Annotated in this window: 34 protein-coding genes; 12 read left to right on the top strand and 22 right to left on the bottom strand. The window is 67.7% G+C overall.

Translation table 11 applies throughout. The features are described from left to right. Positions 1-27: 27 nt before the first annotated feature. Genes ACRSCF_RS12975 through ACRSCF_RS12960 form a run of 4 tightly spaced genes read right to left on the bottom strand, consistent with a single transcriptional unit; the run spans position 28 to position 2,655 of the window. The gene (locus ACRSCF_RS12975; RefSeq protein ID WP_034365211.1) at positions 28-303 is read right to left on the bottom strand and encodes a hypothetical protein; all 276 of its coding nucleotides are present in this window, start codon (positions 301-303) and stop codon (positions 28-30) included. Beyond that, positions 300-1,142: a PfkB family carbohydrate kinase gene (locus ACRSCF_RS12970; RefSeq protein WP_150084259.1), complete on the bottom strand. Its 843-nt coding sequence runs from the start codon at positions 1,140-1,142 to the stop codon at positions 300-302. Before ACRSCF_RS12970 ends, ACRSCF_RS12975 begins: the two co-directional genes overlap by 4 nt. Further along, the gene (locus tag ACRSCF_RS12965; protein ID WP_024889577.1) at positions 1,139-1,855 is read right to left on the bottom strand and encodes a glutamine amidotransferase; all 717 of its coding nucleotides are present in this window, start codon (positions 1,853-1,855) and stop codon (positions 1,139-1,141) included. The genes ACRSCF_RS12970 and ACRSCF_RS12965 overlap by 4 nt, the downstream gene beginning before the upstream one ends. Further along, positions 1,852-2,655: a YggS family pyridoxal phosphate-dependent enzyme gene (locus ACRSCF_RS12960; RefSeq protein WP_052151667.1), complete on the bottom strand. Its 804-nt coding sequence runs from the start codon at positions 2,653-2,655 to the stop codon at positions 1,852-1,854. The genes ACRSCF_RS12965 and ACRSCF_RS12960 overlap by 4 nt, the downstream gene beginning before the upstream one ends. Positions 2,656-2,725: 70 nt before the next feature. On the opposite strand from ACRSCF_RS12960, the gene ptsJ reads away from it, so the two are divergent. After that, entirely contained in the window at positions 2,726-4,027 is a 1,302-nt protein-coding gene (gene ptsJ, locus ACRSCF_RS12955) for a transcriptional regulator PtsJ (protein WP_029578116.1), read from the top strand. A gap of 65 nt (positions 4,028-4,092) precedes the next feature. Here ptsJ and ilvE read toward each other — a convergent pair whose 3' ends face one another. After that, positions 4,093-5,070, bottom strand: a complete 978-nt coding sequence (ilvE, locus tag ACRSCF_RS12950; protein ID WP_009463302.1) for a branched-chain-amino-acid transaminase — start codon at positions 5,068-5,070, stop codon at positions 4,093-4,095. 181 nt (positions 5,071-5,251) lie between these two features. Between ilvE and ACRSCF_RS12945 the strand changes: the two genes are divergently transcribed. Genes ACRSCF_RS12945 through ACRSCF_RS12935 form a run of 3 tightly spaced genes read left to right on the top strand, consistent with a single transcriptional unit; the run spans position 5,252 to position 7,250 of the window. Further along, entirely contained in the window at positions 5,252-6,166 is a 915-nt protein-coding gene (locus tag ACRSCF_RS12945; RefSeq protein WP_029578117.1) for a LysR substrate-binding domain-containing protein, read from the top strand. A 6-nt stretch (positions 6,167-6,172) separates the two neighbouring features. Beyond that, positions 6,173-6,676, top strand: coding sequence for a GNAT family N-acetyltransferase (locus ACRSCF_RS12940; RefSeq protein WP_052151668.1), 504 nt, complete (start codon positions 6,173-6,175; stop codon positions 6,674-6,676). A gap of 4 nt (positions 6,677-6,680) precedes the next feature. Then, the gene (locus ACRSCF_RS12935) at positions 6,681-7,250 is read left to right on the top strand and encodes a peroxiredoxin (protein WP_020649397.1); all 570 of its coding nucleotides are present in this window, start codon (positions 6,681-6,683) and stop codon (positions 7,248-7,250) included. Positions 7,251-7,312: 62 nt separating this feature from the next. On the opposite strand, the gene ACRSCF_RS12930 is transcribed toward ACRSCF_RS12935, so the two are convergent. From ACRSCF_RS12930 to ACRSCF_RS12900, 7 genes are read right to left on the bottom strand one after another with little or no spacing between them, the layout of a single operon-like run. After that, positions 7,313-7,450: a hypothetical protein gene (locus tag ACRSCF_RS12930; protein WP_176392680.1), complete on the bottom strand. Its 138-nt coding sequence runs from the start codon at positions 7,448-7,450 to the stop codon at positions 7,313-7,315. Continuing rightward, positions 7,447-8,691: an MFS transporter gene (locus ACRSCF_RS12925; protein WP_169518324.1), complete on the bottom strand. Its 1,245-nt coding sequence runs from the start codon at positions 8,689-8,691 to the stop codon at positions 7,447-7,449. Before ACRSCF_RS12925 ends, ACRSCF_RS12930 begins: the two co-directional genes overlap by 4 nt. After that, positions 8,688-9,650, bottom strand: coding sequence for an alpha/beta hydrolase family protein (locus ACRSCF_RS12920; protein ID WP_088928741.1), 963 nt, complete (start codon positions 9,648-9,650; stop codon positions 8,688-8,690). Before ACRSCF_RS12920 ends, ACRSCF_RS12925 begins: the two co-directional genes overlap by 4 nt. After that, on the bottom strand, positions 9,643-9,942 hold the full coding sequence (locus ACRSCF_RS12915; protein WP_024889585.1) for a DUF1330 domain-containing protein: 300 nt from the start codon (positions 9,940-9,942) through the stop codon (positions 9,643-9,645). The genes ACRSCF_RS12920 and ACRSCF_RS12915 overlap by 8 nt, the downstream gene beginning before the upstream one ends. Then, positions 9,939-10,340 (bottom strand): cupin domain-containing protein, encoded by a 402-nt coding sequence (locus ACRSCF_RS12910; protein WP_088928742.1) that lies wholly within the window; start codon positions 10,338-10,340, stop codon positions 9,939-9,941. Before ACRSCF_RS12910 ends, ACRSCF_RS12915 begins: the two co-directional genes overlap by 4 nt. Then, positions 10,337-10,729 (bottom strand): nuclear transport factor 2 family protein, encoded by a 393-nt coding sequence (locus tag ACRSCF_RS12905; protein ID WP_026353018.1) that lies wholly within the window; start codon positions 10,727-10,729, stop codon positions 10,337-10,339. Before ACRSCF_RS12905 ends, ACRSCF_RS12910 begins: the two co-directional genes overlap by 4 nt. A gap of 4 nt (positions 10,730-10,733) precedes the next feature. Further along, positions 10,734-11,327 (bottom strand): LysE family translocator, encoded by a 594-nt coding sequence (locus tag ACRSCF_RS12900; protein WP_324623190.1) that lies wholly within the window; start codon positions 11,325-11,327, stop codon positions 10,734-10,736. Positions 11,328-11,558: 231 nt separating this feature from the next. Here ACRSCF_RS12900 and ACRSCF_RS12895 point away from each other — a divergent pair, with 231 nt between their 5' ends. The 5 genes from ACRSCF_RS12895 (at position 11,559) to ACRSCF_RS12875 (ending at position 14,723) form a co-directional block, all read left to right on the top strand. After that, complete coding sequence (locus ACRSCF_RS12895) at positions 11,559-12,362, top strand: enoyl-CoA hydratase/isomerase family protein (RefSeq protein WP_034365219.1); 804 nt, start codon at positions 11,559-11,561, stop codon at positions 12,360-12,362. Further along, on the top strand, positions 12,359-12,817 hold the full coding sequence (locus ACRSCF_RS12890) for a PaaI family thioesterase (protein ID WP_024889590.1): 459 nt from the start codon (positions 12,359-12,361) through the stop codon (positions 12,815-12,817). Before ACRSCF_RS12895 ends, ACRSCF_RS12890 begins: the two co-directional genes overlap by 4 nt. Positions 12,818-12,881: 64 nt before the next feature. After that, on the top strand, positions 12,882-13,475 hold the full coding sequence (locus tag ACRSCF_RS12885) for a biotin transporter BioY (protein ID WP_034365222.1): 594 nt from the start codon (positions 12,882-12,884) through the stop codon (positions 13,473-13,475). Between the two features lie 31 nt (positions 13,476-13,506). Beyond that, a complete protein-coding gene (locus tag ACRSCF_RS12880) occupies positions 13,507-13,929 on the top strand; it encodes a nuclear transport factor 2 family protein (RefSeq protein ID WP_034365225.1) in 423 nt (140 codons plus the stop codon). Continuing rightward, positions 13,926-14,723 (top strand): hypothetical protein, encoded by a 798-nt coding sequence (locus tag ACRSCF_RS12875; RefSeq protein ID WP_324623188.1) that lies wholly within the window; start codon positions 13,926-13,928, stop codon positions 14,721-14,723. The genes ACRSCF_RS12880 and ACRSCF_RS12875 overlap by 4 nt, the downstream gene beginning before the upstream one ends. On the opposite strand, the gene ACRSCF_RS12870 is transcribed toward ACRSCF_RS12875, so the two are convergent. From ACRSCF_RS12870 to ACRSCF_RS12825, 10 genes are all read right to left on the bottom strand, one after another. After that, complete coding sequence (locus ACRSCF_RS12870) at positions 14,699-15,493, bottom strand: DsbA family protein (RefSeq protein ID WP_324623187.1); 795 nt, start codon at positions 15,491-15,493, stop codon at positions 14,699-14,701. The genes ACRSCF_RS12875 and ACRSCF_RS12870 overlap by 25 nt on opposite strands. Before the next feature lie 12 nt (positions 15,494-15,505). Continuing rightward, positions 15,506-18,385: a conjugative transfer ATPase gene (locus tag ACRSCF_RS12865; protein ID WP_432675900.1), complete on the bottom strand. Its 2,880-nt coding sequence runs from the start codon at positions 18,383-18,385 to the stop codon at positions 15,506-15,508. Continuing rightward, positions 18,385-18,816: a TIGR03751 family conjugal transfer lipoprotein gene (locus ACRSCF_RS12860; protein ID WP_009463344.1), complete on the bottom strand. Its 432-nt coding sequence runs from the start codon at positions 18,814-18,816 to the stop codon at positions 18,385-18,387. Before ACRSCF_RS12860 ends, ACRSCF_RS12865 begins: the two co-directional genes overlap by 1 nt. Beyond that, the gene (locus ACRSCF_RS12855) at positions 18,797-20,215 is read right to left on the bottom strand and encodes a TIGR03752 family integrating conjugative element protein (RefSeq protein ID WP_034365232.1); all 1,419 of its coding nucleotides are present in this window, start codon (positions 20,213-20,215) and stop codon (positions 18,797-18,799) included. The genes ACRSCF_RS12860 and ACRSCF_RS12855 overlap by 20 nt, the downstream gene beginning before the upstream one ends. Beyond that, the gene (locus ACRSCF_RS12850; protein WP_034365235.1) at positions 20,205-21,092 is read right to left on the bottom strand and encodes a TIGR03749 family integrating conjugative element protein; all 888 of its coding nucleotides are present in this window, start codon (positions 21,090-21,092) and stop codon (positions 20,205-20,207) included. The genes ACRSCF_RS12855 and ACRSCF_RS12850 overlap by 11 nt, the downstream gene beginning before the upstream one ends. Next, the gene (locus tag ACRSCF_RS12845; protein ID WP_034365236.1) at positions 21,089-21,769 is read right to left on the bottom strand and encodes a PFL_4703 family integrating conjugative element protein; all 681 of its coding nucleotides are present in this window, start codon (positions 21,767-21,769) and stop codon (positions 21,089-21,091) included. The genes ACRSCF_RS12850 and ACRSCF_RS12845 overlap by 4 nt, the downstream gene beginning before the upstream one ends. Further along, positions 21,766-22,176: a TIGR03750 family conjugal transfer protein gene (locus ACRSCF_RS12840; protein ID WP_034365239.1), complete on the bottom strand. Its 411-nt coding sequence runs from the start codon at positions 22,174-22,176 to the stop codon at positions 21,766-21,768. The genes ACRSCF_RS12845 and ACRSCF_RS12840 overlap by 4 nt, the downstream gene beginning before the upstream one ends. Positions 22,177-22,182: 6 nt before the next feature. Further along, positions 22,183-22,488, bottom strand: coding sequence for a TIGR03745 family integrating conjugative element membrane protein (locus ACRSCF_RS12835; protein ID WP_432676097.1), 306 nt, complete (start codon positions 22,486-22,488; stop codon positions 22,183-22,185). Between the two features lie 77 nt (positions 22,489-22,565). Continuing rightward, a complete protein-coding gene (locus tag ACRSCF_RS12830; protein WP_009463356.1) occupies positions 22,566-22,799 on the bottom strand; it encodes a TIGR03758 family integrating conjugative element protein in 234 nt (77 codons plus the stop codon). After that, positions 22,796-23,155 (bottom strand): RAQPRD family integrative conjugative element protein, encoded by a 360-nt coding sequence (locus ACRSCF_RS12825; RefSeq protein WP_034365243.1) that lies wholly within the window; start codon positions 23,153-23,155, stop codon positions 22,796-22,798. The genes ACRSCF_RS12830 and ACRSCF_RS12825 overlap by 4 nt, the downstream gene beginning before the upstream one ends. A gap of 224 nt (positions 23,156-23,379) precedes the next feature. Between ACRSCF_RS12825 and mads1 the strand changes: the two genes are divergently transcribed. From mads1 to ACRSCF_RS12810, 3 genes are all read left to right on the top strand, one after another. Further along, positions 23,380-23,577, top strand: a complete 198-nt coding sequence (gene mads1, locus ACRSCF_RS12820) for a methylation-associated defense system helix-turn-helix domain-containing protein MAD1 (RefSeq protein ID WP_023093119.1) — start codon at positions 23,380-23,382, stop codon at positions 23,575-23,577. A 147-nt stretch (positions 23,578-23,724) separates the two neighbouring features. After that, a complete protein-coding gene (locus ACRSCF_RS12815) occupies positions 23,725-24,783 on the top strand; it encodes a DNA cytosine methyltransferase (protein ID WP_034365246.1) in 1,059 nt (352 codons plus the stop codon). Positions 24,784-24,804: 21 nt separating this feature from the next. After that, positions 24,805-25,263, top strand: coding sequence for a very short patch repair endonuclease (locus ACRSCF_RS12810; protein ID WP_034365249.1), 459 nt, complete (start codon positions 24,805-24,807; stop codon positions 25,261-25,263). Positions 25,264-25,284: the final 21 nt, after the last annotated feature.

Genomic DNA, 25,284 nt, shown 5'->3' with positions numbered 1-25,284 from the left:
ACGCGTACATGAGGCCGGGAGCTTGATTCACGCGAGCGGCTCCTCGGGCGCCGTGCCAGACAGCAGCGCCGTGATCGGCAAGGGTTGGAACAAGAGCTCGCGGCCGAGGACCTTCAGGCCGCCAGGACCGCTTTCGAGCAATCGGCGCTCTTCGCGCGCGACGAACAGTTCGGTGCGATAGCCATCGCATTCGGGAAGTCGCTGTAGCAGGTCGCAGATCGCGTCGCCCGCCCAGGGCGTTTCGCTGTCGAACTGACCCAGCAGCCGGCTATGCCGGGAAATCACGAGGCGGTAGGCATTCATGGCCGGACGCTCCCGGCCATAGCGTGGATGGCCATTTCCTCCCAGCCCAGGCGCCGGGTGCGGGTCAGTTGCTCGGCGGTTTCGCCGCAGGCGCGCTCGACGGCCTGAGGCATCTCTATGCCAAGCAGGCAATGGCCGGTCAGGCGCGCGGCGAAGTAGTCGCCGGCCCCTTTCACCACGCAGGGCACGTGGGGATGCTCGAAGAGGCGCGATACCCCCTCTCGCGTCTCCAGCAGCGTCTGGACGACGGCGCTTTCAGGATCATCCTGGACACTGGTCACCACCACCCATTGGGTGGGGCCGCGCAACAGCGCACGGGCAGCCTCGCGGCAATCCGCCAGACCCTGCAGCGTTCTGCCGGTGACCTGTTCCAGCTCGAACCGATTGGGGACGAGGCCGTGGGCTTCTGGAATCAGCAGCGTGCGCCAGGCCTCGGCCATGCCAGCCGCCGCATACACGCCTTGGTCGTAGTCGCCAATGACCGGATCCAGGTGCAGGCGCAGTTGCGGGTGGCGCTCGCGCATCGTCGACCACCAGGATGCGAGGATCCGTGCCTGCGACGGCGCGCCGAGGAAGCCGACCTGCACAACGCGAGCGCACGCGGGGATGCCGCGCGCCTCCAGGTCATCCAACCAGCCAGCGAACCACGCGTCGGGCACCGCACCGCCATGGACCGAGGGATAGTGCGGGGTGTTGCTGAGCAGCGCGGTCGGCACCGCGGTCGTAAGCAGCCCGCAGGCTTCCAACGCGGGAATCGCCGCGTTGTTGCCGACCCGCCCGTAGACCACCTGGGACTGGATGCTGATGACATCGATGGGCACAGGTTGGGTCACCGTCATTCAGGACGCCCCCCCGTGTCCTGCTGCCGGTCCAGCCACGCGCCGATCGTGCGGTGGGCCGCAGCCTTCAGCGTTGCCCCATGCCGCTCGGCATCCGCGCGCAGCGTGCGCGGATCGACGCCGGCCTGGCCCAGCTCGCAGCAATGGCCGACCAGCCAGCGTTCGATTCGGCTGGCATCGGCTTCCAGGTGGAACTGCAGACCCAGCACCCGGTTGCCGACCGCGTAGGCCTGCTGCACGCAGCTTTCGGTGCTCGCCAGCAGTTCACTGCCCTCAGGCAGCTCGAAGCGGTCGCCGTGCCAATGCAGCACCGGCACGCCGGCCAGCGGTGCCAGCACCGAGCGGCGGCCCGCATCCGTCAGCGTCAGCGCGCCGAAGCCGATCTCCTTGAAGCCCATGGGGGCGACGGCGGCGCCGAGCAGGCGCGCGATCAATTGCGCGCCCAAACAAATGCCGAGCAGCGGCCGGCCGCTGGCCAAGCGCCGTTCGAGCAGACGCAGTTCGTCGGCAAGAAAGGGATAGGCCCGCTCGTCGAAGGCGCCGATCGGCCCACCCAGTGCAATGAGAAGATCGCTTGCCGCGGCCTCCTCACCGGCCAGGTCGTCCGTCGCGGGGTCGAGGTAGCGCACGTCGAATCCACGCTCGCGCAGCAGCGGTTCGAGCGTGCCGAGGTCTTCGAAATGGATGTGGCGCAGGGCCAGGGCGGTCTTCATGCGGTCTGCTCCGATGCGGTCGATGTCGCAGCCCGGTCGTCGTCGGGCCAGTAATGGCTGTCCGGCGTCGCGCGAGCGCCAAAGATGGCCTGGCCGACGCGCACGACGGTGGCGCCTTCCTCAATGGCCAGCTCGAAGTCGCCGGACATCCCCATCGACAGTTCGTCCATGCCGATGCCCGCCGGCGCCTCCTGGCGCAGCCGATCACGCAGTTCGCGCAACAGCACGAAGCAGGGACGGACCCGCGCCGGATCGGCCGACAGCAGCGCCAGTGTCATCAGGCCTCGCACGCGCAGGGCGGAGAAGCCCGGCAGCGCCCGGACGAAGCCGGCCACCTCGGAAGGCGGCAAGCCGAACTTGCTGGCCTCGCCCGAGGTGTTGACCTGCACGAACACATCCAGTGCGCGCCCTTCGGCTTGCAGGCGACGGTCCAGCGCCTCCGCCACACGCAGGCTGTCCAGGGCCTGGAACTCGCTGGCGAAGCGTGCCACGACCTTGGCCTTGTTGGTCTGCAGGTGGCCGATGACCGACCAGCGCAGGTCGGCGAGATCCACCATCGCTTCGGCCTTGCGCTGCGCCTCCTGCACCTTGTTCTCACCCAGGTCGCGGCAGCCGGCGGCGTAAGCCAGACGGATGCGCTCCTCCGGCACGGTCTTGCTGACCGGCAGCAGGCGCACATCGGACGGATCGCGTCCCGCGCGGGAGCAGGCATCGGCGATGCGCCGATGCACCGCCGCCAGATTGCGCCGAAAGTCCTCGACGCTGTGTGCGGTGGGCCAGGGATGCGTCTGCGCGTTCATGGACAAGGGGTTCTCCGTGCTGCTAACATTGTCATAGGACAAAATATACATTGTCACGGGACAAACGGGAATGGCAGAAAAGACCGCATCGGACATCTTTGAGCGCATTCGCCGCGAGGCACATGCGGGCCAGCTTGCCGCGGGCCAGACACTGCCGTCCGTGCGCGAGATGGCCGATCAACTGGGCGTCAACCGCAACACGGTCGCCGCCGCGTACCGGAAGCTGGTGGCCGCAGGCATTGCCGAGACGCTGGGGCGCAACGGAACGGTGATCCGGCCAGCGGCGCGTCTCGGTGAGCAGGAGGGCCTGCAGCCCGGCTCGGCGCTGGCGGATCTGGCCAGCGGCAATCCGGACCCGGCTTGGCTGCCCGATCCATTGCAGGCGCTGGCAGCCAGCGGCTACCGGCCCGCGCTGTATGGCCAGCCTGTACTCGACCCAGCACTCGAACGGCTGGCGCGGCAGTGGTTCGGAGCGGATCTCCGGGAGGGTGACGGTCTGGTGCTGGCGCATGGTGCGGTCGATGCGATCGAGCGTCTGTTGGCTGCCTACCTCGTCGCCGGCGACAAGGTGGCGGTGGAGGACCCGTGCTTCCTCGGCAGCCTCAACATCCTGCACAGCACGGGCCTGGCAGCGGTGCCCGTGGCCATGGATGCGCACGGCATGCGCCCGCAGGCGCTGGAAGCGGCGCTGGCCAATGGCGCCCAGGCGGTGCTGTGCACACCAAGGGCGCAAAACCCCACCGGCTGCGGCCTGAGCGAGCAGCGCGCCCGCGAACTGCGCCGCGTGCTCGCCCGCCATCCGCACGTGCTGGTGATCGAGGACGACCACTTCGCCTTGCTGGCCGAGACGCCGTACTTCTCTATCGCGCCCGCGGCCACCACGCGGCGGGCGCTGGTGCGCTCCGTGTCCAAGGGCTTCGGCCCGGACCTGCGGCTGGCCTTCATCGCTACCGATGCGGGGACCGCCGCAAGGCTCGGCATGCGACTGGCTCCCGGCACGACCTGGGTCAGCCACCTGCTGCAGGCGGCCGTGCGCGGCCTGCTCGGATCCGACGCGGCCACGGCGCGCCTGCATGCGGCCAAGACCGCCTACGCCATGCGTCGCAAGGCCCTGATCGATGCACTCGGCGCCGTGGGCATCGCCGCCAGGCAGCCCTGCGACGGGTTCAATGTGTGGATTCCGTTGCCGGAAGACCGTGACGTTCACCGCACCGCGCAAAGCCTCGCACGCTGCGGCTGGGCCGTGCGAACCGGCGATGCCTTCGCGATCGCGCCCGCGGCCCCCGCGCTGCGAGTCACGGTCTCGACGCTCGAACCCGGGGACGCGGCGCGCTTTGCCGCGCAACTGCGCGACTGTCTGGGGCGTGTATGAAGCCAGTCTGCATGGCATCGTGCCTGTCCTCTCGCGGGTCCGTCTGCGTACCGGTCCATGGCGCGCTACGGCGCCTGCAAGGCGGAGGCGACGCGAGCGGGCCACGGGCGCCGTTCCAACAAGCCGGTCTCCCGTTCCCGCAGCGTCCGGCCGACCTGGCTCGCCTCGGTCACGGACGCGCGAAAGTCCCGGATCAGTTGTCGCGTCACCGGCCCCACGGGCCATTCGGTGGTCGCCGCATCCTCGACCAGCGCCACCACCGGCTGCAGTTCGACCGAGGTGCCGGCGGTGAATACCTCGGAGGCGGCGCGCAGTTCGTCCAGCGTCACGGTCCGCTCCTCGACCCGCAGCCCGCGCTGGCGCGCCAGTCCCATCACGTGCCGCTTGGTGATGCCGTCGAGGAAGCAGGTCGGCAATGGGGTCACCAGCACCCCGTCATGGACCATCAACAGGTTGGTTGCCGTGGTCTCGGCGACCCGGCCTTCGCTGTCGAGCAGCAGTGCGTCGTCGCAGCCCGCCGCTGCGGCGGCATGGCGCGCAAGGGTACCGATCATGTACAGCCCCGAGCACTTGGCCGCGGTGGGTGCGGTGTCAGGACGGGGGCGCCGCCAACTCGCCAGCTGCAGCCGGATGCCTTCCTCGGCGCGGCCCTGGGACGCCGCCGTGGGCCAGTCCCAAGCCGCGATCGCCACGTGGATGCGGGCGCGCGGCGAAGCGATGGAAACACTCTCCGCGCCGCGCCAGGCCACCGGGCGGATGTAGGCGTCGTCGAGCTGGTTGGCCCACAGCACCGCCTCGATGGCCTGTGTCAGTTCGCCTTGCGACCACGGCAGGTGGTAGTCCAGCAGCGCGGCGGACTGCTGGAAGCGTTCCAGGTGAGGCGCATTGAGGAAGACATGACCGCCATAGGCGCGCATGCCCTCGAAGACGGCCCCGCCCATATGCAGCGCATGCGTGAGCACGTGCAGGCGCGCCTCGCGCCAGGGCAGCAGCTCGCCATCGAGCCAGATCAGGCCATCGCGATCGTCAAGGGAATTGAGCATGGTGCGCACCGCTGTACAGGTTGTCGATGGCGTCAGTGTGCGGCCGGTTCGCCGTCGGCACGAGTGAGCAAATCTCAGACGATGCTGAGTTTTGGTCCTCGTGTCGGCGAGCGTGGAGACGACGATTTCCGGTTTAATGAGTCCATGAACGACCAATGACTTCCAGGAGGGTGAATCCCCCATGCGCATCCCTGTCCCGTTGAATGCCTTGCGCGCCTTCGAGGCTGCGGCGCGCCATCTCTCGATCAAGGACGCGGCCCTGGAACTGGCGGTCACCCCCTCGGCGGTCAGCCACCAGTTGCGCACGCTGGAGGACATGCTCGGCGTCGAACTGCTGCGCCGCATCGGTACGCGGCTGGAATTGACCAGCGCCGGCCGCCGGCTGGCACCTAGCCTCAACGAGGGTTTCGCCCTGATCGCCGAGGGCGTGAGCAGCTTGCGCGAGGAGCGGCGCGACGGGCCCCTGCGCGTGAACATGCTGCCGACCTTCGCGACCAACTGGCTGTCGCCCCGCCTGAGCCTGTATCCGTTCGAGCGGCGCGGCTTCTCGCTGGACATCTCCACCACGCAGGACGACGTGGATCTGGCCGCCGGCGTGGCCGATGCCGGCATCTGGTATGGCGACGGCCAGTGGGCCGGCCTGCAGGCCGACCTGTTGTTCGAGGCCACCATCGATCTGTACGCGCGCCCGGGCTTTGCCACCGGCTCGCGCCGGGAACGCCTCAAGCAGGTCGCGCGCGCCAACCTGTTCGTTTCGCGGCATTGCCTCACTTGGCAGCGCTGGATGGACAGCCTGCCCGGCGGGCCGTTCGAGCCGGCTGTCGTGACCCGCGTGGATTCGGGCGGCCTGACGATGCAGGCGGCCGCCGATGGGGCTGGCGTGTCGATCGCCGTCTGCGAACTGGCCGAGAGTGCCGTCCGGCTCGGACGCCTGGCCTCGGTCTTCGACCACCCCGTGAGCGCGGGTGTCGGCTTTTGGCTCGTCTATCCCGAGGCGCTATCCGAGGATCGACGGCTGGATAACCTGCGCGGCTGGCTGCGCGAGCAATGTCAGTCGGAAAGCGGAACTCGGAACCCAGAAGCGCGGACAGCATAGACACGTATGAATACCGCATATCCGAAAGACCAGAAAGCACCGCCGGATGACGATGTGACGCTTCGACGGCTCGTTGCCCATGAAGCCGTTGCGCTTGCCTCCCTGCTGGCCGCCTATGGCGACGAGATGCGCCACGGGCAAGGCGCTGGGGCGAATGCACTGGCTCATGCCAATGCCTTGATCGCCGATCCGATCGCGGAAGTGCTGGGTGGCTTTCTCGGCGACGAACTCGTCGCCTTCGCAGTGTTCTTCGATCTGCCCGAGGCGATCTCCGGAGGGCGGTCGGGCCAGCTCGACGACCTGTACGTCCTGCCCGCCGCGCGCGGAAAACGACTCGCTCAGCGGCTCATCGCGGCCATCGCCGATACCGGTCGATCACGCGCCTGGATCCATCTGCGCTGGCTGGTCCCCGAGGACAACCCCGATGCCATCCGGGCCTACGCGCGCTTCGCCGAACCCGCCGGCTGGAAGAGCTACGTGCTTTGGCTGGCCGGTAGCGAGCGGTGGTGAAGCCATGAATAACCTGCAGCAGGTCGATTGGTCGCGTCTTCCGCAGCCGGAGGATGATGGCGGCGCCCGCCACCTCGCGGGCATGCGCCTGCCCACGCTTGAACTGGCATCGACGGATGGTGGCCGTGTCGACCCTTCGCGCCTGCGCGGACGCACGGTGCTTTATCTCTTCCCGATGACGGGCCGGCCGGATATCGCACTGCCTCCAGGCTGGGACGAGATTCCAGGAGCACGGGGCTGCACCCCGCAATCCTGTGCCTTCAGGGATCATTTCGCCGAACTGAAGTCCTTGGGCGTCGCCCAATTGTTCGGCGTGTCGACGCAGGACACCGCGTACCAATGCGAGGCGGTGGCGCGCCTCCACCTGCCTTTCCCGTTGCTGTCCGACAACCGCCTTTCATTCGCAACCGCGCTCGGTCTGCCGGTCTTCGAGGTGCAAGGCCTGGCACTGCTCAAGCGACTGACCCTGATTGCGCGCGATGGCGTGATCGAGCATGTGTTCTATCCTGTGTTCCCGCCGGACCGGAATGCCGACGATGTCGTCGCATGGTTGAGGCAACGGCCAGCCACTTGACCTTGGCCAGTCAGCGACACGATCAGCGCTCATGGTCGTGCGAAGTTCTCGTCAGGTCCCGCTCACCCGCAGAAGGACCACTGCTCCAACCACACCCACAGCAGTTCCATCGACAGCCAGGCGCGGAACACCAGCACGCCCGCAGCCAGCAGCACAGCCAGCGGTGCCCAGCGCCTGAACCATTCGCGGTCTTGCCTCATGAAGTCGCCAACCGTGGATCGGCGCGAACGATGGTCCTGTCGTCGATCGGCCAGTGCAGAACCGTCGCCAGCAGGCCCAGCGCAATCGCCAGCAGCCAGATGCTCAGGTACGACCCAGTTGCCTCGAACATGCGGCCACCAAGCCAGACACCGAAGAATGATCCCAACTGGTGGCCGAAGAAGACGAAACCGAACAATGTGGTGATGTAGCGCACGCCGAAGATCTGAGACACCAGGCCATTGGTCAGCGGAACCGTCCCGAGCCAGAGGAACCCCATCACTGCAGCGAACAGGTAAACGCCCCATGTGCTGAGCGGCAGCAGGACGAACAGGGCCATCGCCACCGTGCGCGCCAGGTACAGGCCTGCAAGCAGGTACTTCCTGCGCAGCGTGCCACCCCAAAGCCCCAGCAGGTAGGTGCCGGCCACATTGGTCAGCGCAATGATCGCCAGCGCGGCGACGGCATCGGTAGCGGCCAGGCCCCGGTCCAGCAGGTAGGCTGGGAGGTGCGTGGCGATGAAGGCGAGTTGGAAGCCACAGGCCAGGAAGCCCAGGTTCAGCAGCCAGAAGCCGCGGTGGCGGAAGGCTTCACCGATCGCCGCCTTCATCGACAGCTCCGTGCCGACCACCGCGTTCGAGATGCTTGCGTCGCGCATCGGGAACGCCAGCGGCAGCAGCAACGCCATGACCACTGACAGAATCAGCAGCGCACCCGTCCAGGCCCAACCGCCGATCAAGGCCTGCGCAACCGGGACCATGGCGAACTGCCCGAGGCCACCGATGGCGCCGGCCAGCCCCAGTGCCCAACTGCGGCGCTCAGCCTGCACGAGGCGGCTGAGCGCGCCGTAGATCGCACCGAATGCCGTGCCCGACAGCGCGATGCCGACGCACACGCCAGCGCCCAGAACAAAGGCCACGTGGCTGTGCGCCTGAACCATGAAGAAAAGCCCCAGCGCATAGAACACGAGCCCGCCCGCGATGACCTTGGCCGAACCGTAGCGGTCGGCAATCATCCCGGTGAAGGGTTGGGCGAGACCCCAGGTCAGGTTCTGCACCGCCATCGCGAAACCGAACATTTCGCGCGACCAACCGCGATCCATCGTCACCGGCAGCAGAAACAAGCCTTGCACGTGCCGCACACCGAGGGCCAAACCCATGATCAGTCCGCCGGCCAGGATCGGAATCCAGAGCGATCGGCGCTCGTTTGCCGATGCTGTCGAGGGGGCGAGGTTCGTGTTCATGTCGTGGCTCCCGCTGCTTGCGGATCGTCCGCAGGTCGATGCTTCAGTGCGCCGAGTGGGTGGGTTGGTGGCTCGCCGGTACGCAACCAGTCCAGCGCCAGGGGCCACAGCGCCTCGCGGAAGCGCTCGTGGAAGAAGGCGAAATGGCCGATTTCGGCCTGCTCGATGGCCGCGGGAGCCAAGCGCAGGTGATGGCGCTCGCTGCCGGTGTAGTAATCCAGCAGGCGGTCCAGCGCCGGTACCGTGCCGAATGGATCGTCCTCGATGCCCAGCGCCAGGATCGGTGCGCGCACCTGGCCGAAGCGCCGTGCCAGCATTTCGGCTTCGGGCTCACCTTCCAGTGTCTCCCGGCCTCGGCGCACCGTGCCCTCGAAGCGGGGACCCATGCGTGCCCAGTCCAGTGCCACGCCCTTGGGCGTGTCCTCCATCCATCCCAGGCGCTTGGCTGGCACGTAGCCAAGCACCCGCGCCAGCAGCGGCATGGCCACGTGCCAGCGCAGGAACATGGCGCGGCGTGCGGCGGGCGCATAGTCGCGCCAGTAGGCGTACTGCGCCCCCATGGTGAAGATGCGCCGCACGCGGTGTGCGGACGCGGCCAGCCCGATCACGAAGCCCCCAGCGGAGTGGCCGACCACGTCGATCGGCTGGCCGGGGAATCGCCAGGCGAGGTACTGCAGCACACCCTCGAAATCGTGCTGCCCCCAGTCGATCCAGTCGGCCTGCAGCCGACGCAGCCCACGGTGTCGCGATTCGCCGATGCCGCGGTAGTCGTAGGTCACCACGTCCCATCCGTGGCTGTGGAGCCAGTCGGCAAAGCGCCCGTAGTACCGGCAGCGCACCGAGGTGGCAGCGTTGATGACCGCGACCGGATGCGGGCGTCGTGGATCGCAGGGGCGGCGCCAGGCGAATCCACCCAGTGCATAGCCGTCGGCGGCGCGAATGTCGATGGGCTCAGTCATTCACAGCGAGACCCTGGACCAGCAGCACCACGGCCTGCGCGCCGGCCATGCGATCCTGGGCAATGCGTTGGTACTCGTCCGATTCCGCCCAGTCATGGAAGGCGGCTTCGTCGGGAAAGGACATGAGCACGAGCTTCTGGTGCGGCCAGGTGCCTTCGATGGTGCGAGGCTGCTCGTCCGCGGCCAGCAGACGTCCCCGGTGGTGGCGGAACACCTCCATGAAGCGCGCCTGGTAGCGGTCGTAGGCGGTCCGGTCGTGGATGGTGAGTTGGGCAATGGCGAAAACGGTCATGACGCAGGCTCCGAGTCGCGATGGCGATCCGGTTCGGCGGCCGAGGTCGATTCGATGCGGTCGCCCTGCGTGCTGGGGCTGGAGAACACCAGAAAATTCACGTCCTCGTCGCCACCATTGGCGGCGATGTGGCGAGTGCCGGCTGGGACATGCACGCCTTGACGGGCTGCCAGCAGCACGTCCTGGTCGGACGTGCTCAGGCGCAGGTGGCCACTGAGCACGTAGAAGAACTGGTGCGCCCTGGCGTGCCAGTGGGGTGCTTCGGCGCCGCCTGCGGGCATCCATTCCTGCCGCACCTGCATGTGTTGCAGTTCCAGCAGTCGCCAGCCCAGGCAGACCCCACCCCAGTCATAGCGGTTGCCGTCGTCGGTCCGGACGGCGCGCAGCAGTGCCGTCATGGCGTGTCCTCCTCGGCGGGGACGCCGTGCAGAGCCTCGCCATGGACCTGCCGCCCGTTCTCGAAGCGCATGATCTCGCACATGCGCGTGCGCTTGCCGCAGGCCTGCGCCACGTAATGGACGACGACGGTCTGCGCCTCGACATCGCAGATGGCCGAGATGAGTTCGAACCGCAGGTCCGGCCTGTCGGCGAGCGCGGCCAGCCAGTAGCGGCGCAGCGCGTCCTTGCCTTGTACCCGCGTGCCACCGGTATAGGGCTGGGCCAGCGCGCTCACGAACAGTGCATCGTCGGCGTAGGCGGCCAGCACCGCCGGCACGTCGCGCCGGTTCCAGTCGTCGATCCAGGCCAGCGCATGGGCCCGGAGTTGATCATGAGAGAGTGTCGTCATGGCATCACATCCAGAAGAGAAGAACGGTCAGGGCGGCCAGGGCCGCCATCGCACGATTGACCACGCGAGCGACGGCGCGGTCGCGCAGCCAGGGCCGCAGGCCGGCGCCGAAGGCGGCCCAGACCAGCATGCAGGGCAGTCCGATGGCGGCGAACACCAGGCTGACCACCAGCAGGCGCAGTGCGTAGCCTTCGCCCGGCGGCAGGAAGGTGGACACCACCGTCACCGAGATCAGCCAGGCCTTCGGATTGACGAACTGGAAGGCCAACGCCTGCATGAAGCCGATGGGCCGGCCGGCTTCGGTCTCCTCCAGTTCGGCCGCGCGCCACAGGCGCGCGGCCAGCCAGAGCAGGTAGAGGCTGCCCACGACCTTCAATGCGACCTGCAGGCGAGGTTCGAGGGCAAACACCGCACCGAGGCCGGCGCCGGTGATCCCGAGCTGCACCATCACGCCCGCGGGGATGCCCAGCAGGTGCGGCCAGGTTCGGCCCAGGCCGAAGAGCAGGCCCGAGGACATCAGCATCACGTTGTTGGGACCGGGCGTGATCGACATGACGAAGGCGTAGACGATCAGCGCCACGAGGGCGGTATGTTCCATGGGAGTTCGCTGGGACGGGGAGTACCGGGGCGTTGAGGGAAAGACGAGGCCCGTCCGCGAATTGATTCTGGGCCGGGCATGGCGTCGGCTCCAGCGAGAAATTTTCAGTCCCACCTGAGATATTCGCGCTTGGCCGCAAGCGTCATCGCGCAGCAGACTTCGCAGGTACTGCCCGGCGCTGCCGAATCGATGACGGCCCGGCACTTCGGGCGGTTCCTCGCAGGAGAACCCATGTCTTCCGATTTCATTCGATGCGCGTCGCACCCAGACGGCTATGCCGAGTTGGTCATCGACCGGCCGGCAGCCCGCAACGCCCTGTGCCGCTCATTGACCGACGCGATGGCCGCGCACCTCGACAGGCTGGCGGCCGACGCCGCCGTGCGGGTGGTCCTGCTGCGCGCCGAAGGCGAACACTTCGCGGCCGGTGCCGATCTCAAGGAGATGCTCGGCATCAGCGCGGAGCAGGCGCGCGCCACTGACTTCGCCGGTTGCTGCGCGCCGCTGGGCATGTTCCCCAAGCCCGTGGTGGCGCTGGTGCAGGGCTTCGCGCTCGGGGGCGGCTGCGAGTTGGTGGAGATGTGCGACATCGTGCTGGCGGCCGAGAACGCCGTGTTCGGCCACCCGGAGGTTCGCGTCGGCACCATGCCCGGCGCGGGCGGCACCCAGCGCCTGCCGCGCCTGCTCGGCATGGCCAAGGCGCTGGACCTGCTGCTGACCGGGCGCCGCATGGACGCCCGCGAGGCCGAACGCAGCGGGCTGGTCTCGCGCATCGTGCCCGCCGATCACCTGCTCGAAGAGGGCCGCCGGCTCGCCGCCGACATGGCGTCGCTGTCGGGCGAGGTGCTGGTCCTGATCAAGCAGGCCGCGCGTGCCAGCGCCAGCCTGCCCATGGATGAAGGACTACGCCGCGAGCGGGCCGCCTTCCACCACACCCTTTCGCTGCCCGACCACGAGGAAGGCATGCGTGCATTCCTGGAGAAGCGGCCACCTCGATTCAACCCCCCTCTCCACTGCAAAGGAACCTTAGAACGATGACCCAAGCCGCCCCATCCTTGCCGCTCGATCCCCAGGTCGAGCGAATCGTCCGCGACAGCTTCGCCCGCCAGGGCCTGATGCACCACCTGGGCGCCGAACTGCACGAGGTTGCGCGCGGACGGGTCAGCATCCGGTTGCCGTTCCGCGAAACCCTCACCCAGCAGCATGGCTACTTCCATGCCGGGGGCACCAGCGCCATCGCCGACTCGGCCGGCGGCTACGCGGGCTTCACGTTGTTTCCACCGGACAGCTCCGTGCTGACCGTCGAGTTCAAGATCAACCTGCTCGCCCCCGCGCAGGGCGACTACCTCGAAGCGGTCGGCACGGTGGTGCGCTCCGGACGCACCCTGACCATCTGCCAACTCGAAGTTTTCGGCGTCACCGAACAGGGACGGGCCCAGGTGGCGCTCGGCCAGCAGACGCTGATCTGCCTGCAGGGCAAGCAGGATCGATGACGTTTCCGGTGTCCGCGCAAGGATGCGCCCGGCGGCCAGTACCGCCATTCATGAAGGAGAACCCATGACCTCAACCTCGACCCAAACCCTCGGGACCCTCGACACAACCCGCTGGCTGCGCGAACAGTCCACCGCTACCAAGGTGCTGGCGGTGCTGTTCGGCACCCTGGTGCTCACCGCGTCGTCCCACGTCAGCGTGCCCATGGTGCCGGTGCCGATGACCATGCAGACGCTGGCCGTCACGCTGGTCGGCGCACTGTACGGCTGGCGCCTGGGTGGCCTGACGATCCTCGTCTGGCTGGCCCAGGGCGCGCTCGGCTTGCCGGTGTTCGCCGGCGGCACGGGAGGCCTGGCGCGCTTCCTGGGACCGACGGGCGGCTACCTGCTGGCCTTTCCCGTGGCCGGCGCGCTGACCGGCTGGCTGGTCGAACGCGGCTGGCATGGCGGGCGCGTCGTGCTGGCCTTCGCGGCGATGCTGATCGGCAACGCCCTGTGCCTGCTGCTCGGCGGCGCCTGGCTGGCCGCGATGGTCGGCGTGCAGAAAGCCATCGCCGTGGGCGTGGCCCCCTTCGTTCTCGGCGGCGTGCTCAAGTCGGTGCTTGGCGCTGCGCTGCTCAAGGCCATCGACAGCGGAACCCGCAAGGCGGCGCACCGATGACGCGCGTTCCGGGTCGGCCCGGTACATCACGATGAACGCCCTCGATGCGGAGCAGGCGCGGCGCTTTGCGCTGGCGTGGCTGCCCGCCTGGACCGGCAACGATCCCCAGCGACTGGCTGCCTTCTATTCGGAGGATGCCTTCTATCTCGACCCTGCCGTACCCCAAGGGCTGCGGGGAAAGCCCGCGTTGCTGGGCTATTTCGAGCGCCTGTTGGCACGCAATCCGGCGTGGGTCTGGACGCAGGTCGAGGGCATCCCCATGCAGGATGGCTTCCTCAACAAATGGCGCGCGGACATCCCGGTCGGCGGCGAGGTGTTGACCGTGGTCGGCGTATGCCTGGTGCAACTGGACCATGCGGGCAAGATTCGCCGCAACGAAGTGTATTTCGACCGCGGCGACTGGATGACCAGGATGGGAGTGGCATCGAAGCGGGATCGGGACAGAGGGCCATGAGCGCACAGCGAGCGGGAAGCGTTTGGTGGACAAGGATCTACGTCTTCGTGGTGGAGCCGGTGCTTCTGGTGTCGGGCCTGACGCTGCTGCTTGCGTTGCTGTCATCCCTGCGCGCGGCCCCTGGCCCCGCCAGACTGGCTGCCACGGTCTTCCTCGTCACCTTCGTCATGGGGCTCATGGTCCTGGCCCGACAGTATGGACGCCGCCTGCGCTGGCGACGCCGGCACATGCCCTTGCCCCGCTTCCCGGCGACGCTGCGCATTCCCATCGCGCGCGCCGCGTGGTGGGAAGTGCTGGTCATGGGCATCGGGATCGTGTTCCCTCTGCTGGTCGTCGTGCTGCCGCCCCTCGTCAGGGACATCCACGAGACGGACCCTGTCGTGCTCGCTCTTGCGCTGGGCGGCGTCATCCTGGCCGTGGCGCTCACACGGGCGATCGTGCGAACACTCGTGCGGCGGTTGCGTCGCCTCGACCCACCTGCCGACCTCGTGGCCGATGCCCTCGGCCTCACGCGCGAAGGCCCCCAGCGGGTCTTCGTTCCCTGGCAGGCGATACGGGCCATCGAACATGCGAAGTTCCGAATCTGGAACTCGCACCTGCACCTACTGGCGCTGAAGGTCGATGATCCGCATCGATATGGCCTGGACACCAGTCGCTTCCAACGGCTGATGCTCAGGGGCACGGCCGACGAACGCTGCATGAACGTCGGGCTCATCAACCTGAGCGGCTACATGCCTTCGCCATCGGACAGCGTGCGCGCCCTCCGCGACTACTGGGCCTCGGCGAGGCCATGACGGCGACCACGGACCGCCGTGCCGGCGGCGTCGGCGGCCCCCACTGAACGAGCGTCCGGCCTGTCCGGCGATGCAACCAGATCGAGCGCCGACAGCAGCGCATCGCCCTCGACCGGACCGTGCAGCAGCAGCGATTTCCCGGTCAGGCCGTCGTCAAGCCGCACGGTGGGCGTGGCGTTGATGCCGCTGCGCAGGGCCTCGTCGGCCTGCGCGCGGACGATGGCTGCGGGGCGGTCGCTGTCCAAGCAGGTCCGCATGGCGGTCGTCAGACCTGGCCAGGCCTGATCGGTGGGCAGCCCCTGGCCATCGCCGCGGGTGTTTTGGTAGAGCCAGGCGATGGCACCGAAGAAGGCCTCGTGGCCTTGCGCTTCGCCTGCGCACTCGGCCACGCGGGCCAGCCGACTCGCCTCGGGATCGTGCATCGCCAGCGGCAGGTGATGCCACCGCAGGCTGGCTTCGGGATGGGCATCGATCCAGGCCATCAGGGTCGGGTAGTAGGCCTTGCAGAACGGACATTCCAGGTCGGCGTACAGCGTCAGCGTGAAGCGCGCATCGGCTGGGCCGTGGCGCCAGGGTGGGCCGACCGGATGCGCCTGCGCGATCTCAGCCACCGTGCGCGGTGTCGGCGCACCGGGCGTGCGGTACAGGAGCCAGCCCAGCAGGCCGGCTACAAGGATGCCAGCGACCACCCAGGACAGTCGTGGGAGGCGCCCGGCGCGCATGCGAAGGACCTGGGACCGGCTTGGCAAGGTGGTTTGCTTTGAGGGCATGACGCGCTCCGGTCATTTCGGCGGGAACAGCGGCGGCGATGCGATGCCACGCGCCTGGTCGATCTTTTCGGCCACCTTGAAGGCGGCATCCAGTTCGCCGATGCCGTACTGGCGCATGAGCTGGTAGCGTTCGGCCTTCTCTTCCGGTTCGGTCTGCGCAAGGGCCAGATAGAGGCTGGGCGGCACGGCGCGGAACAGCACTTCCATCGACTTGGAGAGGATGACGCCCTCGGTGAACTTCCCGGCTTCCTTGCGCGCCGAAAGCATCAGCGCCTTCTGCGCAGGCGAGAGTTCGCGGAAGCGGGCGATCTTCTCCACCTCATCGGGTGGCATCGACAGGCAGATCCACCACTCGATCATGTTGAGCATGGGCTCTGCGGCGCGCGGCAGATCGTCGATGTTTTGTGTGGCGAGCCAGAACCAGGCCCCCAGCTTGCGCCACATCTTGGTGATCTTCACCACGTAGGGGGCGAGCAGCGGGTTCTTGGTGATGATGTGCCCTTCGTCGGTGACGTTGATGATCGGGCGGCCCAGGTACTGATCGCGCTCGGCAATGTTGTTCACCGTGCTGATCAGGCTTATGTAGGCAATGGAGAGCTGCGCGTTGTAGCCCTCGCGCGCGAAGGTGGCCAGATCCACGATGGTGATGTCCGCCTCGGGCCAGGGCGTGCCCGGACGGTCGAACATCTCGCCGTCTGCGCCCTGGCAGAGCATGTCCATCGCATCGGCCATCTCCAGCAGCCGCGCGCGCCGGGCATCCGGCAGGTTGGCGTCGCGGGCGCGTTCGCGCAGCGCGTCGCGCACGTCGCGGGTCAGCACCGTGCGCGCCTGTGCCACGCAGCGCTGAGCGGCGTCCAGGATGCACTGGCGAATCAGGCTGCGGTCGGCGCGCGTCATGCGCGCTTCCTCCTTGTCCTCGCCGCCGGTGATCATCAGCCGGGCGGTGATTTCGAGTTCGCCGAGCACGTCGCGCTGGTCATCCCCGTCGTCGGCCTGATGGGTGTCGCCGTCCTCGTCCAGGGCGTCGGCATCCAGCGTCTGCACCTGGCCCGGTGTATCGACCAGGCGCCAGGCATCGGCGAATGGCGCCAGGCTCACGCCCGCGCCGGGTGCCAGCTTCACGCGATGCACGCTCAGGCCCAGCCGAGCGGCGAAGTCACCGAACAGGCCAAAGCTGTTGCCGGCCTCGACGATGAACAACCTGGGCCGGTAGATCGCCGTGACCTGGTTGAGGATGTTGTTCAGCGTGGCGCTCTTGCCGGAGCCGGTCGGGCCGAAGAGGAACAGGTTGGCGTTCATCTGCCGGTCGAGCCGGTTCAATGGATCGAAGGTGATCGTCCCGCCGCCCCGGTTGAAGAAGGTGATGCCCGGATGGCCGGTGCCCTGGCTGCGCCCCCACACCGGCGCCAGATTGGCCGCGTGCTGCGCGAACATCAGTTGCGTGTACCACTGCCGCTTGTCCGCCGCCGGGTCGAACAGGCAGGGCAGCCAGCGCAGGTAGGTGTTGAGCGGGGCCACCTCGTCCTCTTCGCGCACCGGCTGCAGGCCTGCATTGAGCATGACATTGACCAGTTGCAGGCCGCGGGCGTCGAGCTGCGCCATGTCGCGGCCGCGCAGGTAGAACGCCAGCGTGCCCCGGTACAGCTTGTGCGCACTGCCGATGAGGCCGCGGGCCTGCTGCACGTCCTGGCGCGCCTGTTCGCTGGCGAGCGTCTCGCCGACCGCCTTGCGGGCCAGGTGGTTGAGGTGCGCCTCCAGCACGTCCTGCGGCGTGGCGACCAGGGTCAGGCACATCACCGTGTCCTCGGGCATCTGGTCGAACAGCGCGTTCATCGCATCGCCGCCCTTGCGCGTCTCGCCGGTCACGTGTCCGGTCGCGGGCGGCGAGCGTAGGCGGTCCATGACGATGGCCCGGTGCGGCATGCCGTCGAAGAACCACAGGCCGCGGGCGACATCCGAGCGCGGCTGGCCGAAGAACAGACGTTGCGCGAAGTCGCCGCTGGCCAGTTCGATCTCACCTTCTTCCCGTTCCTCCGGGTAGCGGGCGAGCGCGTAGAAGCGTTCCCGGTCTTCGGCCGTGCTGCCCAGCGCGCCGGGATCCGGGTTGAACCAGCGCAGCAGCCAGTCGTGAATGTCCGCCGCGCCAAGGCGCCGGGCCTTGACGCCGGCATTCGCCAGGCCGCCGACCAGGCGGTCGCAAATCGTCGCCAGGGCCTGCTCGGGCGATTGCCCGCGCCGGGCCGATGCTGCGTCCGGGGTGCGCCGATAAACCACCATGCGCACGCGCCGGGTCTGGCCGCGCCACGGCAGGCGTGTGACCGCGGTGTCCTCGAACAGGCCGCCCGGCTTCGCGATCGCGCGCAGGTGGTGCCCGAAGAAGCGCAGATAGAACTCGCTGAACGCGCTGCCCTGCGCGCGTGGATGCAGGTACGCCCCCAGCGTGCGCAGGTAGTGGTCCCAATCGGCTTCGTCCTGCGCGTAGAGCTGCACCACCCACGGGTTCTCGTCCAGTTCGTCGAAGGAGTCCTGCAGCGCATTTTCCAAGGCATCGCGGGCCTGCCACAGCCAGGCGGTCTCGCGCCCTTCGGTACCGATCGGCTGTAACTCGAAGAACGCCGCCACCGATTGGCCATCTTCGAGCAGCATGCACTTCGTGGCCGGCAGGTACTCGACCCAGGGCAGCAGGTCGGCGAAGGACGGTGCCACGTCGTAGAGCGCCGCGTGGTCGGCCTGCGTTGCGGGTCGCCGATGATGCCGCCCAAGGGCGGCGCCAGGTGCCTCGATGCCGTGCGCGGCGAGGCTGGCAACATGCCGCGTCCAGGCGTCCGGCTCGATGTCGGCCTGGACTGGCCTGGGGGCCGGACGACGCGGCCACGGCAGTCGCCAGCCCATCAGTAGTCCTCCAGCCGTTCGCCCGGCATCGCGTACTGCACGCGCTGGTAGAGCGGGAAGACGGTGCTGTAGCCGGGCACCGGTACCGGGTCGGTGCCGGCCAGGTGCGGAAAGACGTACATCACCAGATCGGGGTTCGGCAGTCGATGGAACTGTCGCTGGATCTCGTTCGCTGCCGTGCGGGTGTAGGCCGCGTTCCGGGCGGGCGCCGCGAGGGTGTCAGCGTCGGCCAGCGGGCGGCGCAGGTCCTGGCGTGCGTCGAGCAGCAGGCGGCCGGCCTGGCCGCCGCTGTAGCCGCCAGTCTCGTGCTGCCAGATGTCCAGCATGGTGTGCTCGCCCCGGGGCAGCAGCTTTTCCGAGCTGGTGGCACAACCCGCGAGAACGGCGGCGGCGAGCAGGACAAGGGGGCGGTCAATCCAGGTCCGACGCATGCACTTCTCCCATGAGGTGATTCACCCGGCGCCCCTTGGCGTCGTGGTCGATGGCGATCGGCTGCTCCAGGTGCACGGCCACCCTGGCGCCGGGCTGCACGTAGACCGCCGCGAAGGCCTGGCCGTAGAGCTTGTTGACCCAGTCGGCCATGTCGCGCACGCCACCGGCCAGGATGCGGCCCATGGCCTCGTTGCCCGAAATGCCGACCGTGCCCAGCGAACCGTTGTTGTTGGCGACCACGGCCACGCTGCCGTTGTCGGACTTGATGAGCGAGGCGGCGCCCGCGCCGGCCGCGGTGATCAACGCCTGCGACCCCAGGTACTGCTGGGCATTGCTGCGGCGCTCGCCCGAGACGCACGGGATGCCGTAGGGATCGCTGATCCAGCCCAGGCCATCCAGCAGGCTGGTGCTGTTCTGGCTTCGACTGCGCTTGCCGTCGTCCTCCGGCACCGTGCGGATGGTGCCGTCGCTGAACACGAAGGTAATGGAACGGACCTGCCCACGCACGCACGAGAGCGTCCAGTCGCCCGAGGCCGTGCCGCTGACCACCGCACCGGCCACGTCGGGAATCTCGATGCCGTTGGCCGCCAGGTTGTCGGCCCCGATCAGCACCTTGAAGGGAAACGGGTCGTTGACGGTGCCGTCGATGGGAATGCGACCGATCAGTGCGGTCATGGCGACCGAGCCCATCAGCGTGGCATTGGTGGGCACCGTATAGACCGCCTGGGTGGTGCCGCCAACGGCCTGCGCCGTCCTGTCGCTGACGGCCTCCGCCGCGGCCGACAGCTCCGGCGAGGCCGGACCGAAGCTGGAGGGAAAGGCGGGCAAGCGCAGGCTGCTCGAACCGCCCTTCGGATCGGGCCGGGCGTCATCCGGTTCGATCCAGCGCATGCCGCCATCCTTGAGCGGCCCGCCGTCATGCCCGTCCAGTCCAAGGCCGATCGGCAGGTCGGCGACATCGCCCTTGCCGGACAGCCCGTCCAGGCGGCGCTGCAATTCCTGCATCAGCCCTTGCGTCTGCTGCCGGTCGCTGGCGGCCTGGGTGCGCTCCTGTTCCAGGCGGCGGCGTTCGCTGTGAAGGGCGTTCTGGATGCGCTGGTCGATCGCGCCCTCGCGAGTACGCAGGCGCTCGTTCTCCGCCTTGTGCTGGCGGTTGTCGCTCAGCGCGGTCTGCAGCTCGGTGCGAAGCTGCTTGACCTGCGCGACCAGGGTGGCGACGGTATCGCGCGGGGTGTCGCCCGCGATGCCGAGCGCCTTCATTTCTTCGGGAGTGAGCTGCCCCGGGACATCCTGCTTGCCAGGTGCAGCGTCACTGCCTGAGAACAACCTGGCACCGACGAACACCAGCAACAATGCCATCGGAATCAGCAGCCACTTCAACAGGGGATTACTCCTCATCGGACGTCCTCCCCGCAGCGGCGGCCGGCGGCAAGTTCGTGCCGGCATCGATGGGGCTGAGCACCGGCATCAGGGACTCGGCCAGGCCACGGCCGCGCGTGACCAGATACACCACCGTGGTGTCGGTCGAAGCGCCCGCCGGCCCCAGGTCGGGATGCTGGAAGGTCGCGGCCACGAAGTCGCCTTGTAGCGCCCTTGGATCGAGATCGATACGGTGAGGTGAGGTGTTGGTCAGGCGCACGGCGGTGACCCACTGGTCTTCGAGGCGCCACGCCGCCAGCGCCCGCGCCTTGAGCGGCAGCGTTGGCAGCAGGGTGTCCAGCGCGAGCGGGCGCCGCAGCGGCACGCGCCCGACGCCGGCCACGGGCTCGACGGTGCGCAGCGGTGCGTAAAGGTTCTGCGCCGCGTAGCGCGTCAGGACAACGGTTATCGGCGTCTGCCGACGCCTGGCGGGTTGCGCTGCTCGGGTCGGACCGGCGGCAGTGTCACCGCTGGCATCCTCGGCGGCGTCCTGCAGGACGATGCGTACCGGCTCCAGCGGCTGCTCGCCTTCCCGGGCGTCCGTGGCTGCGATGTCGACCAGCACGATGGCGCCGGATTCCACGTCCTGCAGTTGCAGCCGCGTCGGCGCGATGGCCTCGCTGGCGCGCAGGTAGATGGCGCCGCCCGCGCTCTGCACGCGCAGCCGCTCGCCCAGGCTCGGGGGCAGGCCGACACGCACGTTGCGGTCGATGAAGACCACGCGCTCCTGGCCGACGACCAGCGGGACGGCCAGCGGCAGCCGCTGCCAGCGCAGGATCTCGATGGCATGGCTGTCCGGCACCAGGCCGAAGCCGAGGGCCAGGCTCGCCACGATGGTGAAGACGTGGTGTTTCATGGGTTGCCTCCCTGCGAAAGGCCGCCGCCGGACGAAGGCACCGCCGGCGACGGTGCCTCGATGCGCTGCGGCGCGCCGTCATAGCAGTCCAGCGCAAGGCCGAAGGGGTTGTGCTGGGGATCGACGTCCAGCCGCACTACTTTCAGCGGATAGCGCACCAGGGCCCGCTTGACCTGCTCGGCGCCGTAGTACTCGTCCGCGCTGACATCGAGCGTGACGATCCAGTCGCGGCTGGAAACCGTCTTTACCCGCATCGTGGGGTTGTCGCCAAAGCCGCGCCCCGGAATCTCGTAGATGCCGCGCACCCGCTGGCGCAATTCGCCACTGCTGCGCCGGTGCTCGTAGTCCTGGCGCAGGAAGGCCTGGCAGGCCGGTGTGAAATAGGCCGACAGCGCGTGGAGGTTGCGCGGGTAGTCCTGTTCGCCATCCGTCGGCCAACGTTGTACCTGCTGCCAGACGTAGAAGGCGAACGCATAGACATTCTCGGGCGGCACATCCCACCAAGCGCGGGTGCTGCCCGAGCGCAGATCGGGGGGCACGTGGATCGTCAGTTGCCTCGGCGCACTCCACCAGCCGAAACCGAGCAGCAGCGCCACCACGAACAACGCACCGGCGCCCAGGCGCAGCGTGCGCACATGGGCCCGCAGGTGATGGACTTCGTTCCTGAAACGGCTCATGAGGCGGCTGCTCCGCGTGAGCGCCGGGTGGTCCAGTACCCCGAACGCGTGATGAGACGGTGTCCACCGAGCCAGGGCGCTGCCAGCGGATGGCGCAGCGCCAGGCGCCACTGCAGTTGCCGGTACAGCCAGGTGTCCGGGCGGCCGCGCTTCTGCCGGCGCAGGAAGCCGCCACCACCGAACACGCCAGCCGCCACGCCGGCCACGATCAGGGTCGGCACCATGGCGACGCTGTGCGTGGCCCAGGCCAGCGGCACGCCGGCGATGAACCCCGCCACCGCGGACAGACCGGCGCAGATCCAGAGCTCGTCGGCGGTCAGGCCCCTCACCACCACGGGCTGGCGGTTCAGCCTGTGCGGCAGGAAGGTCACCAACCCGTCACGCGCGATATCGTTCAAGGCAGCCATCGCCGCTCAGAGCACGCCAGTGGCCTTGGTCAGCAGCCAGATACCGACCACCAGCAGGATCGCACCCACGGCCACGGTGAGACCGAACTGGCCCCAGGTGGCGCGACCGGTATGGATTTCCGAGTAGCGCGTATAGGCGTGGTAGCACACACCGACGAACATCGAGGCGACCACGAGGAGCGCGATCAGCAGCACGATGTCATAGCCGTAGTTCTGCAGCGTCTGCATGATGCCGCTGCCCTGTCCGCGCGAGGGGTCCTCGATGGTCGGCAGGCCCTGCGCCCGGGCCATCAGCGGCAAGCCCAGCAGCATCAGTGGCGCGAGGATGGTGGTGGCAACGCGATGGGGAATCGGATGGGTCTTCATGGCGGTCGGGCCTTTCGTGGTGGTCAGGACAAGAGGAAATAGGTCAGCACCAGGTACATCGCAACGAAGCGCACGACGACACCCAGGAACTGACGCTGGGACAGGCGCTGCTCGGCCCACCCGGTGTAGGCGGTACGCATGGCCCAAACGCCCCACAGGAGCAGGACGGCGAACACGAGGCCGAGCACCACCGTGGCCACGGCGGCGGGGGCGAAGCCGCCATTGGCCTGGAAGGCGCTGACCTGGGCGGCGTTCATTGGGGTGCCTCCTGGTCGGAGGGCGGGCTGGACTGGCGGTAGTCACCAGACAGCTCGACCGGATCGCGCGGCTGGGCGCGCGGCGGCGTCAGGTAGTCCTGGATGCCCGCTCGGACGCGCTGAAGATCCTCGCGCAGGCGGGCATGGTCGAAGTGGTAGCGGGCGCGCTGCTGCGGAGCGGTATGGGCGGCGTGCTCGGCGAGGCGGTCGATCAGATCGAGCTGGCGCGCGAGGGTCGCCAACTGCGCATGCTCTGGGGTGTCGTCGGCGATGGCGGGTTGCAGCGCCGAGAACGACACAGCCAACACCACGGCAAGCGCAGGCCATGCGGATGTGCGTCGGTTGGTCTGTCCCATCGTGCCATTCCCCGTTGAAGCGGATGGCCAGATGCTGTGGCGCGCTCCCACTTTGCGCCGCAGGGAATGGGAACTACGGTATGACCGGATTCCCACGTCGAGCTGGCGATCAACCGTGCAATGCTCACCGCATTGCGGAGTTGGCCAGCGCCTACCGCAGCTTGGTAGAATTGGCTAAACTTGGCAATCGTAATCTACGAAAGGCCAGATCGGATGGTTTCCGGATGACTGAAGTCGAGAGCGAGATCCTTACGCTGGAGGAGGTCGCGGCCTATCTCAAAGCCGGGAAACGGACGGTCTATCGCCTTGCCCAGAAAGGCGAGATTCCGGCGTTCAAGCTTGGAGGTACCTGGCGCTTTCGCCGCTCGGAGTTGGATCGCTGGATCGCGGAAAGCATCAACAAGAAGCCGGAGGCGAAGTGACCGCGTACCAAGTTCGTGCAACTGGTCATGGTCAAGGGGAGGAGCGCTGCCAATGACGCAACAGCTTCTGACGATGCATCAGAGCCAGTACTACGCATGGCTCCTGCCCCTGCGCCGCATGGATCGGCAAACGGAACATGCCCGCAAATGGGGAGGTTTGATGTGACAGAAATTTCTTGTGTTGATTTGTTCTGCGGTGCGGGCGGATTGACGCATGGCTTCGTTCTGGAGGGCGTACCTGTCGTCGCCGGAATCGATATGGACCCCGCCTGCCGCTTCCCCTATGAAGCCAACAACCAGGCCCGATTCGTGGAGCGAGACATCAGCAAGGTCACCACCGCCGAGCTGAAGGCGCTGTTCGGTGACGCCGATCTAACGATTCTCGCGGGCTGCGCGCCATGCCAACCCTTCTCGACCTACGCGCAGCGCTACGAGCTGGACGGTAAAGATGGCAAGTGGGGCCTCTTGTATGAATTCGCTCGCCTAGCGAAGGGCTCCAGTCCCGATGTCATCACGATGGAAAACGTGCCGACCGTCGCCAAGCACGAGGTGTTCCACGACTTCGTGGATACGCTGAAACGGCTCGGCTACAAGGTTTGGTTCGATGTCGTCGATAGCTCTCGTTATGGCGTCCCCCAGATGCGGCGGCGGATGGTGTTGCTGGCCTCTAAGCACGGCAGCATCGAGATGATCCCGCCCACCCACGAGAAGCCGAAGACCGTGCGGCAGGCCATTGCGCATTTGCGTCCTCTCAGCGCCGGTGAATCCGCGCCTAGGGACAAACTGCACGTCACCTCGACGCTGTCCGAAACGAACCTCAAGCGGATCAAGGTCTCCAAGCCCGGCGGCACGTGGCGCGACTGGCCCAAACACTTGATCGCCGAATGCCACCGCGCCGAGAGCGGGCGCACCTATCCGGGCGTCTATGGGCGCATGGAGTGGGACAAGCCTGCGCCGACGATGACGACCCAGTGCTACGGGTTCGGCAACGGTCGCTTCGGTCACCCTGAGCAGGATCGAGCCATCTCCCTGCGGGAAGCCGCGATCTTGCAGAGCTTCCCGCGTGACTATGCATTCATCCCGCCGGATGGCGAGGTGAGTTTCAAGGTGCTCGGGCGGCTCATCGGCAACGCGGTTCCCGTCGATCTCGGTCGCGCCATCGCCCGCAGCATCAACCAACACCTCGCGTCGGTCGCGGCTCGGTGATGGACTGACGAGGACCGCTCCATGCTGCAACTTCTGCCCTCTTCACCCGATACCAGTCGCCGCATGGCGAAGGTGAGGCAGAAGGGAACGGACGCGGAAGTAGCGTTGCGGCAGGAGATGCATCGCATTGGTCTGCGCTACAGGGTCGACTACGAAGTTCTGAAGAAGCCTCGCCGCGTCGCGGACGTGGTGTTCCCCGGGAGAAAGATCGCTGTCTTCGTCGATGGCTGCTTCTGGCACGGCTGCCCCGAACATGCCTCTTGGCCGAAACGGAATGCGGAGTTCTGGCGAGAGAAGATCGAAGCGAATCGGCTGCGGGACGCAGATACGAATGAGCGCTTGCGATCCCTCGGTTGGACGGTGCTCCGGTTCTGGTCGCACGAATCACCGACCGAGGCTGCAAGAGCCGTCGCGCGCGTGATCGCCACGGTCGACGCACAGCGTCGCGCTTCGTCGTCCGGCGTGAATGCGAAAAACTAAAAAAGGGGAGATGGCAATCGC

The sequence above is a fragment of the Delftia sp. 11MD genome (genome assembly GCF_050907895.1).
GTDB classification, from domain to species: Bacteria; Pseudomonadota; Gammaproteobacteria; order Burkholderiales; family Burkholderiaceae_C; genus Comamonas; species Comamonas tsuruhatensis.
This window is presented reverse-complemented; position numbering and strand designations above follow the sequence as displayed.